Annotated in this window: 14 protein-coding genes; 11 read left to right on the forward strand and 3 right to left on the reverse strand. The window is 69.6% G+C overall.

Annotation, left to right across the window (positions count from 1 at the left end):
- Positions 1 to 115: 115 nt before the first annotated feature.
- From aceE to EV647_RS06075, 6 genes are all read left to right on the forward strand, one after another.
- Positions 116 to 2845, forward strand: a complete 2730-nt coding sequence (aceE, locus tag EV647_RS06050) for a pyruvate dehydrogenase (acetyl-transferring), homodimeric type (RefSeq protein WP_305000155.1) — start codon at positions 116 to 118, stop codon at positions 2843 to 2845.
- 99 nt (positions 2846 to 2944) lie between these two features.
- Positions 2945 to 3466 carry a GNAT family N-acetyltransferase gene (locus EV647_RS06055; protein WP_133999617.1) on the forward strand — a complete coding sequence of 174 codons (522 nt, stop codon included), beginning with the start codon at positions 2945 to 2947 and terminating at the stop codon, positions 3464 to 3466.
- Between the two features lie 56 nt (positions 3467 to 3522).
- Complete coding sequence (locus tag EV647_RS06060; protein ID WP_133999620.1) at positions 3523 to 5016, forward strand: peptide MFS transporter; 1494 nt, start codon at positions 3523 to 3525, stop codon at positions 5014 to 5016.
- Positions 5017 to 5085: 69 nt separating this feature from the next.
- Positions 5086 to 5403 carry a hypothetical protein gene (locus EV647_RS06065; protein ID WP_133999622.1) on the forward strand — a complete coding sequence of 106 codons (318 nt, stop codon included), beginning with the start codon at positions 5086 to 5088 and terminating at the stop codon, positions 5401 to 5403.
- Positions 5400 to 6485: an NAD(P)/FAD-dependent oxidoreductase gene (locus EV647_RS06070; RefSeq protein ID WP_133999625.1), complete on the forward strand. Its 1086-nt coding sequence runs from the start codon at positions 5400 to 5402 to the stop codon at positions 6483 to 6485. Before EV647_RS06065 ends, EV647_RS06070 begins: the two co-directional genes overlap by 4 nt.
- A gap of 34 nt (positions 6486 to 6519) precedes the next feature.
- Positions 6520 to 8154, forward strand: a complete 1635-nt coding sequence (locus EV647_RS06075; RefSeq protein WP_133999628.1) for a LuxR family transcriptional regulator — start codon at positions 6520 to 6522, stop codon at positions 8152 to 8154.
- On the opposite strand, the gene EV647_RS06080 is transcribed toward EV647_RS06075, so the two are convergent.
- Complete coding sequence (locus EV647_RS06080; protein WP_133999631.1) at positions 8139 to 9635, reverse strand: FAD-dependent monooxygenase; 1497 nt, start codon at positions 9633 to 9635, stop codon at positions 8139 to 8141. The genes EV647_RS06075 and EV647_RS06080 overlap by 16 nt on opposite strands.
- Positions 9636 to 9684: 49 nt before the next feature.
- Between EV647_RS06080 and EV647_RS43350 the strand changes: the two genes are divergently transcribed.
- Positions 9685 to 10326 (forward strand): TetR/AcrR family transcriptional regulator, encoded by a 642-nt coding sequence (locus tag EV647_RS43350; protein WP_133999634.1) that lies wholly within the window; start codon positions 9685 to 9687, stop codon positions 10324 to 10326.
- A gap of 35 nt (positions 10327 to 10361) precedes the next feature.
- A complete protein-coding gene (locus tag EV647_RS06090; RefSeq protein ID WP_133999637.1) occupies positions 10362 to 10886 on the forward strand; it encodes a hypothetical protein in 525 nt (174 codons plus the stop codon).
- Here EV647_RS06090 and EV647_RS06095 read toward each other — a convergent pair.
- Positions 10861 to 11868: a pirin family protein gene (locus EV647_RS06095; protein WP_133999640.1), complete on the reverse strand. Its 1008-nt coding sequence runs from the start codon at positions 11866 to 11868 to the stop codon at positions 10861 to 10863. The genes EV647_RS06090 and EV647_RS06095 overlap by 26 nt on opposite strands.
- Positions 11865 to 12908, reverse strand: a complete 1044-nt coding sequence (locus EV647_RS06100) for a PHP domain-containing protein (RefSeq protein WP_202876050.1) — start codon at positions 12906 to 12908, stop codon at positions 11865 to 11867. The genes EV647_RS06095 and EV647_RS06100 overlap by 4 nt, the downstream gene beginning before the upstream one ends.
- Before the next feature lie 34 nt (positions 12909 to 12942).
- Here EV647_RS06100 and EV647_RS06105 point away from each other — a divergent pair, with 34 nt between their 5' ends.
- The 3 genes from EV647_RS06105 to EV647_RS06115 all read left to right on the forward strand — a co-directional run bounded on the left by EV647_RS06105 (position 12943) and on the right by EV647_RS06115 (position 16416).
- Entirely contained in the window at positions 12943 to 14157 is a 1215-nt protein-coding gene (locus EV647_RS06105; protein WP_238175173.1) for a CdaR family transcriptional regulator, read from the forward strand.
- A 79-nt stretch (positions 14158 to 14236) separates the two neighbouring features.
- Entirely contained in the window at positions 14237 to 15430 is a 1194-nt protein-coding gene (locus EV647_RS06110) for an acyltransferase domain-containing protein (protein ID WP_133999648.1), read from the forward strand.
- Positions 15427 to 16416, forward strand: coding sequence for a beta-ketoacyl-ACP synthase III (locus tag EV647_RS06115; RefSeq protein WP_133999651.1), 990 nt, complete (start codon positions 15427 to 15429; stop codon positions 16414 to 16416). The genes EV647_RS06110 and EV647_RS06115 overlap by 4 nt, the downstream gene beginning before the upstream one ends.
- The last annotated feature ends 31 nt before the right edge of the window (positions 16417 to 16447 follow it).

Here is a 16447-nt window from a genome sequence, read left to right on the forward strand (position 1 = left end):
AGGCGAAGTAGAACGCATACCGAACAGGTGACAGGATTGCAGTGAAGACAACCAGAGAGAACGGCAGGACAACGTGGCTTCCGGACACGAACCACCAGCCATCATCACCGAGGGGATGCCCACCCAGCTCCCCGACATCGACCCCGACGAGACACGGGAGTGGGTCGAATCGCTCGACGCGGTCCTGGACGAACGGGGCAAGGCGCGAGCGCGCTACCTGATGCTCAAGCTGATCGAGCGCGCCCGGGAGCGACAGGTCGGCGTGCCCGCACTGCGGAGCACCGACTACATCAACTCGATCCCGCCCGAGCGTGAGCCCTGGTTCCCCGGCGACGAGCACATCGAGCGGCGGATCCGGGCCTTCATCCGGTGGAACGCCGCAGTGATGGTGAGCAAGGCCAACCGCAAGGGCCTGGAGGTCGGCGGCCACATCGCCACCTACCAGTCGGCCGCCAGCCTGTACGAGGTCGGTTTCAACCACTTCTTCCGCGGCAAGGACCACCCCGGCGGCGGCGACCAGATCTTCATCCAGGGACACGCCTCGCCCGGTATGTACGCGCGGGCGTTCCTGGAGGGCCGGCTGTCCACCGACCAGCTGGACGGGTTCCGCCAGGAGGTCTCCCGCGGCCCGCACAACGGGCTGTCGTCGTACCCGCACCCGCGGCTGATGCCGGACTTCTGGGAGTTCCCGACCGTCTCGATGGGTCTGGCCGCGCTGAACTCGATCTACCAGGCGCGCTTCAACCGGTACCTGCACCACCGCGGCATCAAGGACACCAGCCAGCAGCACGTCTGGGCGTTCCTCGGCGACGGCGAGATGGGTGAGCCGGAGTCGCTCGGCGCGATCGGCCTGGCCGCGCGCGAGGAGCTCGACAACCTCACCTTCGTGATCAACTGCAACCTGCAGCAGCTGGACGGCCCGGTCCGCGGCAACGGCAAGGTCATCCAGGAGCTGGAGGCGTTCTTCCGCGGCGCCGGCTGGAACGTGATCAAGGTGATCTGGGGCCGCGAGTGGGACAACCTGCTCGCCCAGGACCACGACGGCGCGCTGGTGAACAAGATGAACACCACGCCGGACGGCCAGTTCCAGACCTACTCCGTCGAGTCCGGCGAGTACATCCGCAACAACTTCTTCGGCGGCGACCAGCGGCTCCAGCAGATGGTCAGCAACCTGTCCGACGAGGATCTGCGCAAGCTTCCCCGCGGCGGTCACGACTACCGCAAGGTGTACGCCGCGTTCAAGAGCGCGACCGAGCACGTCGGGCAGCCGACCGTGATCCTGGCCCAGACCATCAAGGGCTGGACGATCGAGGCGCTGGAGGGCCGCAACGCGACCCACCAGATGAAGAAGCTGACCTCGGACGACCTCAAAGCGTTCCGGGACCGGCTGTACCTGCCGATCGACGACTCCGCGCTCGAGGACGCCTACAACCCGCCGTACTTCCACCCCGGCACCGACTCGCCGGAGTTCCAGTACATGATGGAGCGGCGCAAGCAGCTCGGCGGATCGCTGCCGCAGCGGCGGGTGGCCCCGAAGACCTCGCTCAAGCTGCCTGGTGACGACGTCTACAAGCCGCTCGCCAAGGGCAGCAACTCGCCGGTCGCGACCACGATGGCGCTGGTCCGGCTGTTCCGCGACCTGATGAAGGACCCGGAGATCGGCGACCGGATCGTCCCGATCGCCCCGGACGAGTACCGCACGTTCGGCATGGACTCGATGTTCCCGACGGCCAAGATCTACTCGCCGCACGGGCAGCAGTACGAGGCCGTCGACCGCAACCTGCTGCTGTCCTACAAGGAGTCCGAGCAGGGCCAGCTGCTGCACGAGGGCATCAGCGAGGCCGGCGCGATGGGCTCGATGATCGCGGCGGGTACGGCGTACGCGACGCACGGCGAGCCGATGATCCCGTTCTACATCTTCTACTCGATGTTCGGGTTCCAGCGAACCGGTGACTCGCTCTGGGCGCTGGGCGACCAGCTCGGCCGGGGTTTCCTGGTCGGTGCGACGGCCGGCCGTACGACGCTGACCGGCGAGGGACTGCAGCACGCGGACGGTCACTCGCCGCTGCTCGCCTCCACCAACCCGGCAGCGGTGCACTACGACCCGGGCTTCGCCTACGAGGTCGCGTACATCGTCAAGGACGGTCTGCGCCGCATGTACGGCTACGGCCTGGACAAGGACAAACCGTTCGGCGAGGACGTCTTCTACTACCTCACCGTGTACAACGAGCCCGTCCCCCAGCCCGCCGAGCCGGAGAACCTCGACGTCGCGGGGCTGCTCAAGGGCATGTACCGCTTCGACGAGTACCAGACCGCCGAGGGTGACGACGTACCGCGGGTGCAGCTGCTCGGGTCCGGTGTCGCGCTGCCGTGGGTGCGGAAGGCCCAGCAGATCCTCGCCGAGGAGTACTCGGTGGCCGCGGACATCTGGTCCGTGACCTCGTGGAACGAACTGCGCCGGGACGCCGTCGCCGCCGAGCAGCACAACCTGCTGCACCCGGACGAGCCGGAGCAGGTGCCGTTCGTGACCGAGCAACTGAAGGACACCAAGGGTCCGGTCGTTGCCGTCAGCGACTTCATGCGCGCGGTGCAGGACCAGATCTCCCGCTGGGTGCCGAACGACTACACGTCGCTCGGGACCGACGGCTGGGGTCTGGCCGACACCCGGGCCGCGGCCCGGCGCCACTTCCAGGTGGACGCCGAGTCGATCGTGGTCGCCGCACTGGAGATCCTCGCCAAGCGCGGTGACGTGAAGCCTGAGGTCGCCGCCGAGGCGGCCCGCAAGTACCGCATCGACGACCCCACCGCGGTCGCCGGCGTCAAGCAGGAGGGCGCCGGCGCCTGACGCCGACCACCCGCCAACGGGCCGCTCACCCCATCCGGGGTGGGCGGCCCGCCGCGTATTCGCTGGGGCCGCACGGCGAGTCGGCCCTACCCTCGGCACATGCCTGAGTTGATCGAGCCGACCGTCCAACTGCGCGACTCCTGGATGGAGTCTGCGAGCGAGTGGGGCGACACCCATCAGGACGGGGCCGGGTTGTGGGAGGCCGACGACCTGAGCACAGTCGACGGGTTCGCCGCGTGGACGCAGCGGTTGCGCGAGCAGAGCGACGACAGCATCCCGGTCACGCCGGAGCGGGTGCCTGCGACGTACTGGTGGATCGTTGACGGCGGCACCTACCTCGGCGCGATCACGCTCCGGCACGCGCTCAACGAGAAGCTGTTCGAGGGCGGTGGGCACATCGGGTACGGCGTACGCCCGTCGGCACGAGGTCGCGGGCTGGCGACCTGGGCGCTCGGCGCCGTACTCGACAGCGCCCGTGAGCGCGGAATGGACCGCGTGCTGATCACCTGCGACGACGGCAACGTCGCGTCCGCACGGACGATCGAGCGCAACGGCGGCGTACTCGAGGACGTCCGCGACACCTGGCTGGGCCGCACCCGCCGCTACTGGATCGAGCTCTGAGCCGGGTTTGCTACCGTCGGCGCTGACCGTTTGTCGACGACGGGGAGTAGTTGAGCGTGTCCGGAACGCAACAGGACATCGCGGAGGAGAAGACTTTCTTCGGTCATCCTCGCGGGTTGATGACGCTGTTCACCACGGAGCTGTGGGAGCGGTTCAGCTACTACGGAATGCGCGCGATCCTGCTGCTGTACCTGACCGACCAGGCGCACGGGCTCGGCCTCGGTGAGTCACTCGGGCAGGCAGTGGTGTCGATCTACGGCGCCTCGGTCTACCTGCTGTCGGTCCTCGGCGGCTGGTTCGCGGACCGCGTGTTCGGTGCCCGTCGCACCGTCCTGTACGGCGGTACCGTGATCGTCTCCGGCCACCTGTGTCTCGCCCTGCCGTCGACCGGCCCGGCGTACGCCGGGATCGCGTTGGTTGCCCTCGGCACCGGACTGCTGAAGCCGAACGTGTCCACGATGGTCGGCGCGCTCTACGAGCAAGGCGATACGCGACGGGACTCGGCGTTCTCGATCTTCTACATGGGGATCAACATCGGGTCGTTCTCGGCGCCGTTCGTGGTCGGGTTCCTGCGCCGCGAGTTCGGGTTCCACGTCGCGTTCGCGGCGGCCGCGGTCGGTATGACGCTGGCGCTGGTCGCCTACCTGCTCGGTCGGCGCACCCTGCACGGCCGCGGCGACACCCCGCCGAATCCACTGACCGCAGCCGACCGGCCGACGATGATCAAGGTCTCGGCCGCGGTCGTCGCGTTGCTCGGTGTGGTGTTCGCCTGGTCGGCCTGGCGATCCGGAGGCGTCGGCCCGCGGCCGGTCGTGGACGCCATCTCGTACGTGTGCTTCCTGGCGCCGATCGCGTACTTCGTGATGCTGCTGCGGAGCCCGCTGGTCACGCCGGTCGAACGGCAGCGGGTCCGCGCGTACATCCCGTTGTTCGTCGCGGCGATGCTGTTCTTCATGCTGTTCGAGCAGGCCGCGACCACGCTGACGACGTTCGCGGCGAGCCGGACGCAACTGGACCTGTTCGGGATCGAGATCTCGCCGGAGTTCTTCCAGTCCGTCAACCCGTTCTCGATCGTTGTGCTGGCGCCGGTGTTCGCGGTGATCTGGATCCGGCTCGGCGACCGCGGGCCGTCGATCGGGCAGAAGTTCGCGACCGGGCTGCTGCTGGCCGGCATCTCGTTCGCGGTGACGGCGCTCGCCTCGTCGGTTGCCGGGGACAACCTCGCGTCGCCGCTGTGGCTGGTGGCCGTGTACGTGATCCAGACTCTCGGCGAACTGTTCCTCTCCCCCGTCGGCCTGGCCGCGACGACCGTCCTCGCGCCGCGTGCGTTCCTCAGCCAGATGATGGCGCTGTGGTTCCTCGCCCCGGCAGCGGGTCAGGCGATCACCGCCCAGCTCGTGCAGGCGACCGAGGATGCGTCGGACACGGCGTACTTCGGTGGCCTCGCGGTCGTGACGATCGTGGTCGCGGTCGTCGTCTTCGCGCTGGCACCGTGGATCCGGCGGCACACCGACGTCCGGGACAGTGCCGACGTACGAGAAACGTCGTAGTCGCACCGTTCGCGAGTTGCGCATTCCGTCCGACGCGGACGGCGGCCCGGGAGACCTAGCGTCAGTGACATGACTGGCGCAAGCGTTGCTCTTCTCGCGGGGACGATGTCCACCATCCTCTTCGCGTCGAGCGCCCTGCCGATGGTGGTCCGGGCGATCCGGACCCGCGACCTCGCGTCGTACAGCCCGGCCAACCTGGTGCTGGCCAACGTCGGCAACGCCGTCCACTGCATCTACGTGGTGCACCTGCCGCCAGGACCGATCTGGTTCCTGCACGGCTTCTACGTCGTGACGTCCGCGCTGATGTTGCTGTGGTGGCTGCGCTTCCACAATCAGTTCCACAGGCACCGGCGCGAGGTCAGGGAGGTCAGGGAGGTTCTGACATGAACACCATCATCATCGGCGCCGGACAGGCCGGACTCGCCACCGGCTACCACCTGCAACGGCTCGGGGAGCCGTTCACGATCCTGGACGGCAACGCCCGGGTCGGCGACCAGTGGCGGGCGCAGTGGGACAGCCTGCGGCTCTACTCCCCCGCCAAGTACGACGGCCTGCCCGGGCTGCCGTTTCCGGGCGATCCGTGGAACTACCCCACCAAGGACGAGGTCGCCGACTACCTCGCCGCGTATTCGACCCGTTTCGACCTGCCGATCCGGCACAACACCCGGGTCGAAAGGATCGAGCGCCTCGACGGCCGCTGGATCGTGGTCACCGGCACGGAGCGGATCGCGACCGACAACGTCGTCGTCGCCACGGGCACCTTCGGGCGTACGCCGTACCTCCCGGACTTCGCCGTCGACCTGGATCCCGCGATCCGGCAACTGCACTCGTCGGAGTACCGGCGGCCGGCGCAGCTCAAGGACGGCCCGGTGCTCGTGGTCGGCGCGTCACACTCCGGCACCGATGTCGCGTACGAGGTCGCGCAGACCCACGACACCATCCTGTGCGGTCGCGATCCCGGGCAGATGCCGTTCCGTCCCGGCGCACGCGGTCAGGCGATCTTCTGGCCGGTGTTCCTGTTCGTCGGACGGCATCTGGTCACGCGCCGGTCGCCGATCGGCAAGTCGGCGATGGAGGAGATCCGGTTCCACGGCGGCCCGATGATCCGGGTGAAGCGGGCGGACCTGCTCGAGCGTGGCGTCGAGCGCGTGCACGACCGGGTGACCGGCGCCCGGAACGGGCAGCCCGTGCTCGCGGACGGCCGCGTACTCGAAGTGGCCAACGTCGTCTGGGCGACCGGCTTCCAGCAGGTCTTCGACTGGATCAAGGCGCCGGTGATCGGGCCCGACGGCTGGCCACGCGAGTTCCGCGGCGTGGTCGCGGACGCGCCAGGCCTGTTCTTCTGCGGTCTGTCCTTCCAGTACTCCTTCAGCTCGATGGTGCTGCCCGGTGTCGGGCGGGACGCCGGGTACGTCGCCAAACACATCGCGGCCCGGTCCCGGACGGACCGGAGTCTTGCCGCCGCGTGACCGACAGGCGCATGCTCGCGAGTGGGGGCATGTGATGGGGATTGTCGACGATCTACAGCGGGCCCGGACGGCGTTCGAGCGCCGCGACTGGGCGGCCGCGTACGACCGGCTCACCATGGCGGACGGTGAGCCGGGGACCGCCCTCGGCCCGGAAGACCTGATGACGCTGGCCACGGCGGCGTTCCTGCTCGGTGACACGGACGGCTGCATCCGCGCCCTGCAGCGCGGCTACCGGCTGCGCATCGACGCCGGCGACGTGCTGGGCGCGGTGCGGTTCGCCTTCTGGCTGGCGCTCGTCCTCAACGTCCGCGGCGAGGTGGCGGTCGGCAGTGGCTGGGCCGCCCGCGCCCACCGCCTGCTGGTGGACCAGCCGGAGGACGTACTGGAACGCGGCTACCTCCGCGTCCACGACTTCTTCCGGTGCCTGGACAGCGGTGACTTCCCGGGCGCTCTGGCGGTGAGTGAGGACATGATCGGCATCGCCCGCCGGCACTCCGATCCCGACCTGCTCGCCCAGAGCCTGGTCTGCAAAGGCCGGCTGCTGATGTACTCCGGCCGGGTGCCGGAGGGCCTGGCCCTGCTGGACGAGGCGATGGTCGCCGTCGCGGCCGGTGAGCTCTCGCCGATCTTCGCGGGCAACGTGTACTGCGCGATGATCGAGGCCTGCCAGGAGGTACTGGACTTCGCTCGTGCGTCCGCCTGGACGACGGCGCTGACGCGCTGGTGCGACAGTCAGCCGGACCTGGTGCCGTTCACCGGGCAGTGCGCGGTCCATCGCGGTCAGATCCTGCGCCTGCACGCGGCGTACCCGGAGGCGCTGGCGGAGTTCGACGCCGCCTGCCGCCGGTATGCGGCCGCGGGATCCCAGGTCGCGGCCGGCCTCGCGTTGACCGAGCAGGGCGACGTACTGCGGATCTGCGGCGAGTTTTCGGCGGCGCAGGCGGCGTACGACGAAGCGGCCGGGTACGGGCACGAACCGCAGCCGGGCCGGGCGCTGCTCCTGCTGGCCCGTGGCCGGACCGCGGCCGCGGTTGCCGCCGTACGGCGTCTGCTCGCGGAGACCGGCGATCCGGTGCATCGTTCGCGGCTGCTCGCGGGCGCGGTCGAGGTCCTGCTCGCCGGCGAGGCCGTGGACGAGGCCTCGTCGGCGGCTGAGGAGTTGTCGGCAATCGCCGACAGCTTCGGCTGCGCGGGGCTACGGGCGTCGGCGGCGTACTGTCTGGCGCTGGTCGCGCTGCAGGACCGCGACCCGGACCGCTCGTTGCGTCAGGCAAGGGTTGCCGGTCAGTTGTGGAACGAGTTGCAGGCCCCGTACGAGGTGGCGCGGGCGAAGGTACTGGTCGGACGGTCGTTCCGGTTGCTCGGGGACGAGGACTCTGCGACCACCGAACTGAAGGCCGCCTGCCACAGTTTCACCGAACTCGGCGTCGTGCCTGCGCGGCAGGAAGTCGAGCGGCTGCTGCACACCGAGAGCACCGGCGGTCTCACCGCTCGCGAGCTCGAGGTCCTGCGACTGGTTGCGGTGGGCAACAGCAACGCCGAGATCGCGGAGCGGCTGGTGCTGAGCGACAAGACCGTCGCCCGGCACCTCACCAACATCTTCGCGAAGCTCGACGTACCGTCCCGGACCGCGGCCGCGGCGTACGCCCGCGATCACGACCTGCTCTGAGCCACCCAGGTCGACAACGCTTCATCCAGTCCCGTCGCGGTGCCGTCCGCGGCGGCCCAGGCGACGTACCCGTCCGGCCGGATCAGCACGCCGGTGAGGTCGCCGTCGTACTTCGTCGTGAGCACGCGGACCCGCCCGGATGCGAGGTCGCGCAGTTGCGCCGAATCGGACAGGTCCAGCAGCAGCGCCTTGCCGTCGAACAGGTGCTCCCCCAGCCGCGTACCGTCCGCGAACTTGAAGTCCGGCGCACCCGAGCCGACCAGCTCGTGCGTGCCCTCGATCGGGTAGCGATGCAGAACACCGGACAACTTCTTCGCGAGGTACGTCGTACCGCCCGCCGTCTCGAGCAAGTCCTTGACCACGCTGCGCAACGCCGAGGTCCGGAAATCCGTGCGCATCAAGGCGACCTGGGCGCGTGTCCAGTCCAGGACCCACTCGCCGATCGGGTGCCGCTCGGTCGTGTAGGTGTCGAGGAGACCCGCGGGCGCGGTGCCCTGGATCGTCGCGGCCAGTTTCCAGCCGAGGTTGACCGCGTCACCGATTCCCAGGTTCAGGCCCTGACCGCCGAAGGGTGAGTGCACGTGTGCCGCGTCCCCGGCGAGCAGCACGCGTCCGATGCGGTACGTCGTGGCCTGCCGTGCGTTGTCGGTGAACCTCGTCGCCGACAGCAGGCGGGTGACCGTGACGTCGACGCCGGTGACCCGCCGCAGGCTGCCCTGGATCTCGTCGGCGGTGATCGGTGCGTCGCGGTCCTCCGGCGGGCCGTCGAACTCGACGGTCAGCACCCTGCCGGGAACCGGTCCGTGCGCGTAGAGCCCGGTCTCGGTGTAGTTCCAGCTGCGGCGCAGGCCCTCGGCGCCTTCGAGTTCCACGATCGCCTGCCGGCCAGTGATCGCCGGCTCGGTACCGGGGAAGTCGAACCCAGCCAGCTTGCGTACCAGACTGCGGCCGCCATCGGCGCCGACCAACCAGCCCGCCCGCACCGAGCCGGCGCTCAACTGGACCGTTACGCCCTCGTCGTCGGCGTCGAAGCCGGTGACCTCCACCCCACGCCGGATCTCGACGCCGAGCTCGGCGGCCCGCGCGCCCAGTACGGACTCGATCGCCTGCTGCCCGACCGCGACCACCGACACCGCGGGACCGGCATCGCGGAAGTCCGGATCCGCGAAGTCCACCCCGGCGGAGCTGACCATGATCCCGGCGAAGTGCCCGGCCGGCGGCGGACCGCTCGGCGCCTTCCCGCTGCGGAACGCCTTCATCTGCTCGTATGCGAGCCGCTGGTGCTCCTGCAGCGCCGGTAGCATCCCGCGCCGGTACAACGCCTCGGCGGTCGGCACGTTGATCGAGCCGGCCTTGATCGTCGGGTCGATCTCGAGCAGCCGCTCGACGACCAGTACGCCGACTCCGGCCAGCGCGAGCTCGCAGGCCAGCATCAGTCCGGCCGGCCCGCCGCCGGCGATCACCACGTCCTTGTTGTCCATGGCGAAATCTTAGACCGAGTATAAAATTTGGTCCAGTACAATTCTGACCATGGCGGAGCAAGGACTGCGGGAACGCAAGAAGCAGGCAACCCGGCGGATGATCGCGGACGTGGCCACCGGCCTGTTCGTGACCCGCGGGTTCGACGCCGTGACGGTCGCCGAGATCGCCGAGGCGGCCGGTGTGTCCAAGATGACGGTCTTCAACTACTTCCCGCGCAAAGAGGACCTGTACCTGGACCGGCACCTCGACCGGCTCCGTGAACTCGAGACCGTCGTCCGCGACCGGCCTGCCGGCGAACCGGTGACGACCGCGATGCGCCGCTATCACCACGAGTTGCTTGCTGCGGGGCACCCGCTGTCGGGTGCGATCGCGGGCGTGCACGGGTTCTGGAGCGTGCTGCAGTCCAGCCCCGCTCTGATGGCCCGCATGGTCGAGCAGGAACACGAGATCAGCGACATGCTGGCCGGCGTACTGGCCGAAGAGACCGGCGACGAGTTCTCCGCACGCCTGGTCGCGAACCTGCTGACCGCCACCATCACCACGATCTTCCGGACCCCGGTCGGCCGGATCGTGGCCGGCGACGACGTCGAGCAGGTCCGCCGCGACCAGGTGGCGGTCATCGACCGGGCGTTCGACGTACTGGAGCAAGGGATCGGTCCTCGGAGGGAGCAGGTTCACTCCGACGGGTGAGGCGGCGCCGGGGCGGTAGGCCGGATGCTCGGAACGTGAGCACAACTGAGCGTCCCGTCCCCCGCTGGGCCTACGTCCTCGCCCACGCGATCCCGTTCCTGACCCTGCCGTCCGGACTCTGGCGGCTGGGTCTCGTCTTCGGTTCGTCGATGGGCATGCTGGACGACAACGGCAACCCCGCCCTGCTCGGAGGTATCGGCGAAAAGGTGTACGTCGTCTCGCTGTCGATCGTGTCCGAGCTGGTCGCGCTGACCGCGCTGGGCCTGGTCAGCCGCTGGGGCGAGGTCGCGCCGCGCTGGATCCCGTTCATCGGCGGCCGGCGCGTCCATCCGTACGCCGCGATCGTGCCCGCCGTCCTGGGATCGCTGTCCCTGATCGCGATCTGGACCTTCGGGTTCCGCGACGCGTTCACCGACCACTTCATCCCGTTCTCGGGCACGGGCTGGAAGGTACTGATGATGGCCTGCTACCTGCCGCTCAACCTCTGGGGACCCGCACTGCTGGTCGTCACCTGGGCGTACTACCGGCGCCGGGTCAGCGCGACCGCGGTCGCGGTTTGAGCGTCGTCCCGGGCAGCGGCGGAGCAGGCAGCGGATCGCCGTCGTACCCGGGGACCATGCTGAACCTGTCGTTGCCCCCAGCATCGATGGCGGCCTGCCAGGCGTCCCGCGCGGCGACGATGTCCTCGTGCGAGCGGCCGATGAAGTTCCACCACATCACCAGCTCCTCCTCGAACGGTTCACCGCCGAGCAGGAGGAACCGCACACCATTGCTCGAGGCGACGAGCTCGATCGCGTCGCGATCGGCGCCGAGGTAGGTCATCTCGCCGAAGCCCGGCGTCAATTCCCCGACCGTCAGCAATCCGTCGACCACGAGGACGGCGTACTCGTTGGACGGTGTCAGCGGGAGCGAGATAGTGCGGCCCGGCTCGATCGTGACATCGGCGCCGACGAGCGGGGTGTACGCCGGGGCGGGTGACGTGACACCGGCGACGGTCCCGATCATCACGGTCACCTGCGCGCCGTCGAGGCCGAGCCGCGGCAGATCGGCGTACGCGTTGAAGGCGGGTGGGGTCGTCGTACGGACGTCGTCCGGCAGGGCGACCCACAGTTGGGCGCCGTGCAGCCTCGGCGGGGCGTCCGGGGTCGAGACCTCGGAGTGGGCGATGCCGTTGCCGGCGGTCATGATGTTCAACTCACCCGGGCGGACGAGCGCGTGCGATCCGACGCTGTCACGGTGCTCGATCTCGCCCTCGAACAGCCAGCTCACCGTCTGCAGGCTCGTGTGAGGGTGCGGCGGGACCTGCATGCCACGCTCCCCCGGTACGTCGTACGAGTCGACGCGCTGCGCCAGGTCCTCCGGCCCGTAGTGGTCCACGAAGCACCAGGCGCCGACCATCCGGCGGTTCTTGTTCGGCAGCAGCCGACGTACCTTCGTGGTCCGCCCCAGCACGACGTCGCGCGCCTCGAGCATCTCCAGCGCGGGCCCCTCACAGTCGCCAGTCCCGACAACCTCAACCGGATCTTGCTCCAGATCACTCATGACGCCGTCCATTCCAGGAGTTTCTGCTGGTCCCAGGTGTTGATGACGCGGTCGGGCGACACACCGCAGTCCTCGGCGCGTTCGCAGCCGTAGACCTGCCAGTCGAGCTGGCCGGGCGCGTGCGCGTCGGTGTCGATCGAGAACACGCAGTCCATCTCGACCGCCATCGAGAGCAGCCGCTTCGGCGGGTCGAGCCGTTCGGGACGGGAGTTGATCTCGACCGCCGTACCGAACTGGCGGCACGCCTCGAACACCACCTCGGCGTCGAACTCGGACTCGGGGCGCGTCCCGCGGCCGCCCGTGATCAGCCGGCCGGTGCAGTGACCGAGGACGTCCACGTGCGGGTTGGCGATCGCGCGGACCATCCGCTCGGTCATCGGCTCGGAGGCCATCCGCAGCTTCGAGTGGACGCTGGCCACCACCACGTCCAGCCGGGCGAGGATCTCGGAGTCGCAGTCCAGCGAGCCGTCGTCGAGGATGTCGACCTCGATACCGTTCAGGATCGTGAAGCCGTCCAGCTCGTCCTGGAGCTTCTTGTTGAGCTCGGCAACGACCTCGAGCTGCTGCAGCCGCCGTTCCCGGGACAGCCCGTTGGCGACGGTCAGCCGCGGCGAGTGGTCGGTGAGCGCGATGTACGAGTGGCCCAGGCGATGCGCCGTACGCGCCATCTCCTCGATCGGGCTGCCGCCGTCGGACCACTCGGAGTGCAGATGCAGGTCGGCCTTCAGCTCGGCGCGGAGGTCCTTGCCCGCGCCGGTCAGCTCTTCCGCGTCACCCTCCAGCTTGACCAGGTACGCCGGGGTCTTGCCGTCCATCGCCTCGATGATCACGGCCTCGGTCTTCGGCCCGATCCCCGGCAGCTCGGTCAGGGTCCCGGCGCGGCGGCGCGCCCGTACCTCGGCGGCCGGCAACGCGGCGATCGTGTCGGCCGCCCGCCGGTACGCCTTCACCCGGTGCGTCGGCTGCCGGTCACGCTCGAGGTAGTACCCGATCGCCCGCAGGGCCGCTACGGCGTCCGCCACGCCCGCGTTGTCCGTCATGCCTCCCATCATGGCAGCGGTCTATGGTCGGTTCGTGGCGAAGGGTGCGCATCTGGCGCGGGCGGAGCGGTTGCAGGGAGCGACCGGCGCGCTCGCCACCGCCGCGATGGCGGCGATGGAAGAGAAGCTTCCGTGGTTCGGGAAGCTGTCCGCGCAGGACCGGTCGTGGATCGGGCTGGTCGCGCAGTCCGGGATCTCGGCGTTCGTCGAGTGGTTCCGCGACCCCGAGGCACACTCCTCGATGCCGACCCGGATCTTCGGCTCCGCGCCGCGCGAGTTCACCCGGGTGATCTCGCTGCACCAGACCGTCGACCTGGTGCGGACGACGATCGAGACCATCGAGAACACCATCGGCACCCTGCTCCCGCCCTCGGACGTCCCGATCGTCCACGAGGCCATCCAGCGGTACGCCCGCGAGGTCGCGTTCGCCGCCGCCACCGTCTACGCGCAGGCGGCCGAGATGCGCGGCGCCTGGGACGCCCGTCTGGAAGCCCTCCTCGTCGACTCCGTCATCCGCGGTGAGGCCGACGAGTCGGTCCGCTCTCGCGCCTCCGCTCTGGGCTGGACCGGAGCCGCCGGTACGACGGGAGCCGCGGAGGTGGCCGTGGTGGTCGGCCGGGCTCCCGCCGCCGAACCGGCCGAAACCCGCAACGCCGGCTCGAACGTCGCGGACCTGGTCCGGCACGCGGCCCGCGAGGCGGGTGCTGACGCTCTGTGCGCCATCCAGGGCGACCGCCTGGTGGTGGTACTCGGCGGTACAAGCAAACCTGTCGAGATCGTACAAAAACTCGCGCCCTGGTTTGGACCCGGTCCGATCGTGGTGGGACCGGTCGTGAAGGACCTGATGTCGGCCGTGACCTCGGCACGAGCCGCCGTTGCCGGGCTGCGCGCCGCCGCGGCCTGGCCGGGCGCCCCGCGGCCGGTGCCGGCCGACGAACTGCTCCCGGAACGGTCACTCTCCGGAGACGGCCACGCCCGCCGGCAGCTCGCGAACGAGGTCTATGCCCCGCTCACCGTGGGCGACGGCGTGCTCCTCGACACGGTCTCGGCGTACCTGGACTCGGGCGGATCGATCGAGGCGACGGCCCGGGCGATGTTCATCCACGCCAATACCGTCCGGTACCGGCTGAAGCGTGTGGCGGACATCACGGGGTACAACCCGCTGAATCCCCGCGACAGTTTCACGTTGCGTGTCGCACTGACCTTGGGTCGCCTGCTCAATCCCGAGCCCGGAGGCACGGTTTTGTAGGATCTCCACAAACCCGCCCGGGAGAATTCGTGCTCGCCTTTGCGCTCACGACCGGCAGGTGTAAGGGAGAGTGGGGCACGTGCTCGTCATCGTCGCACCCGGTCAGGGTGCCCAGACCCCAGGATTCCTCGAGCCGTGGCTGACGGATCCCGTGTTCGAGAGCCGGCTGAACTGGCTCTCCGCGGTCGCCGGCCTCGACCTCGCCCACTACGGCACCGAAGCCGACGCGGACACGATCCGGGACACCGCGATCGCGCAGCCGCTGCTGGTCGCCTCCAGCATGCTGGCCGCGCTGGCGGTCTTCCCGCACCCGGCCGACGCCTTCGCGAAGGTCGGCGCGGTCGCCGGTCACAGCGTCGGTGAGCTCGCCGCCGCGGCCGGCACCGGTGTGCTGACCGCCGAGCAGGCGATGGTCCTGGTCCGCGAGCGCGGCAAGGCGATGGCCGCCGCGGCCGCGCTGACGCCGACCTCGATGACCGCGGTGCTGGGCGGCGACCGCGAGGAGATCCTCGCCAAGCTCGCCGAGCACGGCCTGACGCCGGCCAACGACAACGGCCCCGGCCAGATCGTTGCCGCAGGCACCGTCGAGGAGCTGGCTGCGCTGGCTGCCGATCCGCCCGCGAAGGCGCGGCTGATCCCGCTGTCCGTCGCCGGTGCGTTCCACACCCGGCACATGGAGCCGGCCGTCCAGACGCTGGCGAAGTACGCGACCGCGATCAGCACCCACGACCCGCGGACCCGCCTGATCTCGAACCGCGACGGCCACGTCGTCCACGACGGCCGCGACGTCCTGCGGCGCCTCGTCAACCAGGTGAACGCGCCGGTCCGCTGGGACCTGTGCATGCAGACCATGTCCGACCTCGAGGTGACCGGCATCCTGGAACTGCCGCCGGCGGGCACCCTGACCGGGATCGCTCGGCGCGCTCTGAAGGGTGTCGAGACGTTCGCGCTGAAGACCCCGGACCAGCTCGACGACGCCCGCGCGTTCGTCGAGAAGCACGGCAGCCCGTCCGAGATCGACGCCTCCCCCACCTGGCGCCTGCTGGTCGCCCCGATCAAGGGCACCTTCACCCGCAAGGTCGACGTACTCCGGGAGACCGGTGCGACCGTCGAGGCCGGTGAGGTCGTCGCGAAGGTGGCGAGCCTGCGGGACGAGGTCGACGTGACCGCACCGCACGGCGGCATCGTCGTCGAGTGGCTCGTCGAGGAAGGCGACCCGGTCGCCCCCGGCCAGCCCCTGGTCCGCCTGCACCCCGCCGGGAGCCCCGCATGATCACCGCATCGACAGGCGCGCAGTACGCCGGAATTCTCGGCATCGGGTCGTACCGGCCGCGGCGGGCGGTGCCGAACTCCGAGATCCTCGAGCAGATCGACTCCAGCGACGAGTGGATCCAGACCCGCTCCGGGATCAAGGAGCGGCGCTGGGCGAGCGAGGACGAGACCGTCCTGATGATGTCGGTGAACGCGGCCAAGGAAGCGATCGCCGACTCCGGTATCGACCCGGCCGAGATCGGTTGCGTCATCGTCGCGACCGTCACGCACCTGTACCAGACGCCCGCCATCGCCACCCGGATCGCGGTCGAGGTCGGCGCCCCGACAGCGGCGGCGTTCGACATCTCCGCGGCCTGTGCGGGCTTCTGCTACGGCGTCGCGATGGGCAACGACCTGGTCCGCGGCGGCAGCGCGAAGTACGTACTGGCGATCGGGGTCGAGCGACTCAGCGACATCACCGACCGGACCGACCGCGGTACGGCGTTCATCTTCGCCGACGGCGCCGGCGCCGCGATCGTGGGACCGACCGACGAACCGGGGATCGGCCCGGTCGTGTGGGGCTCGGACGGCACGCAGCACCAGGTGATCAGCCAGAAGGAGTCCTGGCAGGAGGTGCACGGCAACCACAACTGGCCGCATCTGACGATGGACGGCAACCCGGTGTTCCGCTGGGCGTCGTTCGAGATGGCCAAGGCCGCGCAGCAGGCGCTGGACGTGGCCGGTGTGAAGGCGGAGCAGCTCGACCTGTTCGTCCCGCACCAGGCGAACATGCGGATCACCGACGCGATGCGCCGCACGCTGAAGCTGCCCGAGCACGTGAAGATCGCCCGCGACATCGAGCGCCAGGGCAACACCTCGGCCGCGTCGATCCCGCTCGCGATCACCGCGATGCGCGAGGCCGGCGAGGCCAAGAGCGGCGACCTCGCCCTGATCATCGGCTTCGGAGCCGGGCTGGTGTACGCCGCCCAGGTCATCCGTCTTCCGTAGTCCATAGTTGTCCGGGAGCAGCTCAGGTGGC

Origin of the sequence: Kribbella sp. VKM Ac-2566 (genome assembly GCF_004366005.1) — a bacterium.
Classification (GTDB): Bacteria; Actinomycetota; Actinomycetes; order Propionibacteriales; family Kribbellaceae; genus Kribbella; species Kribbella pratensis.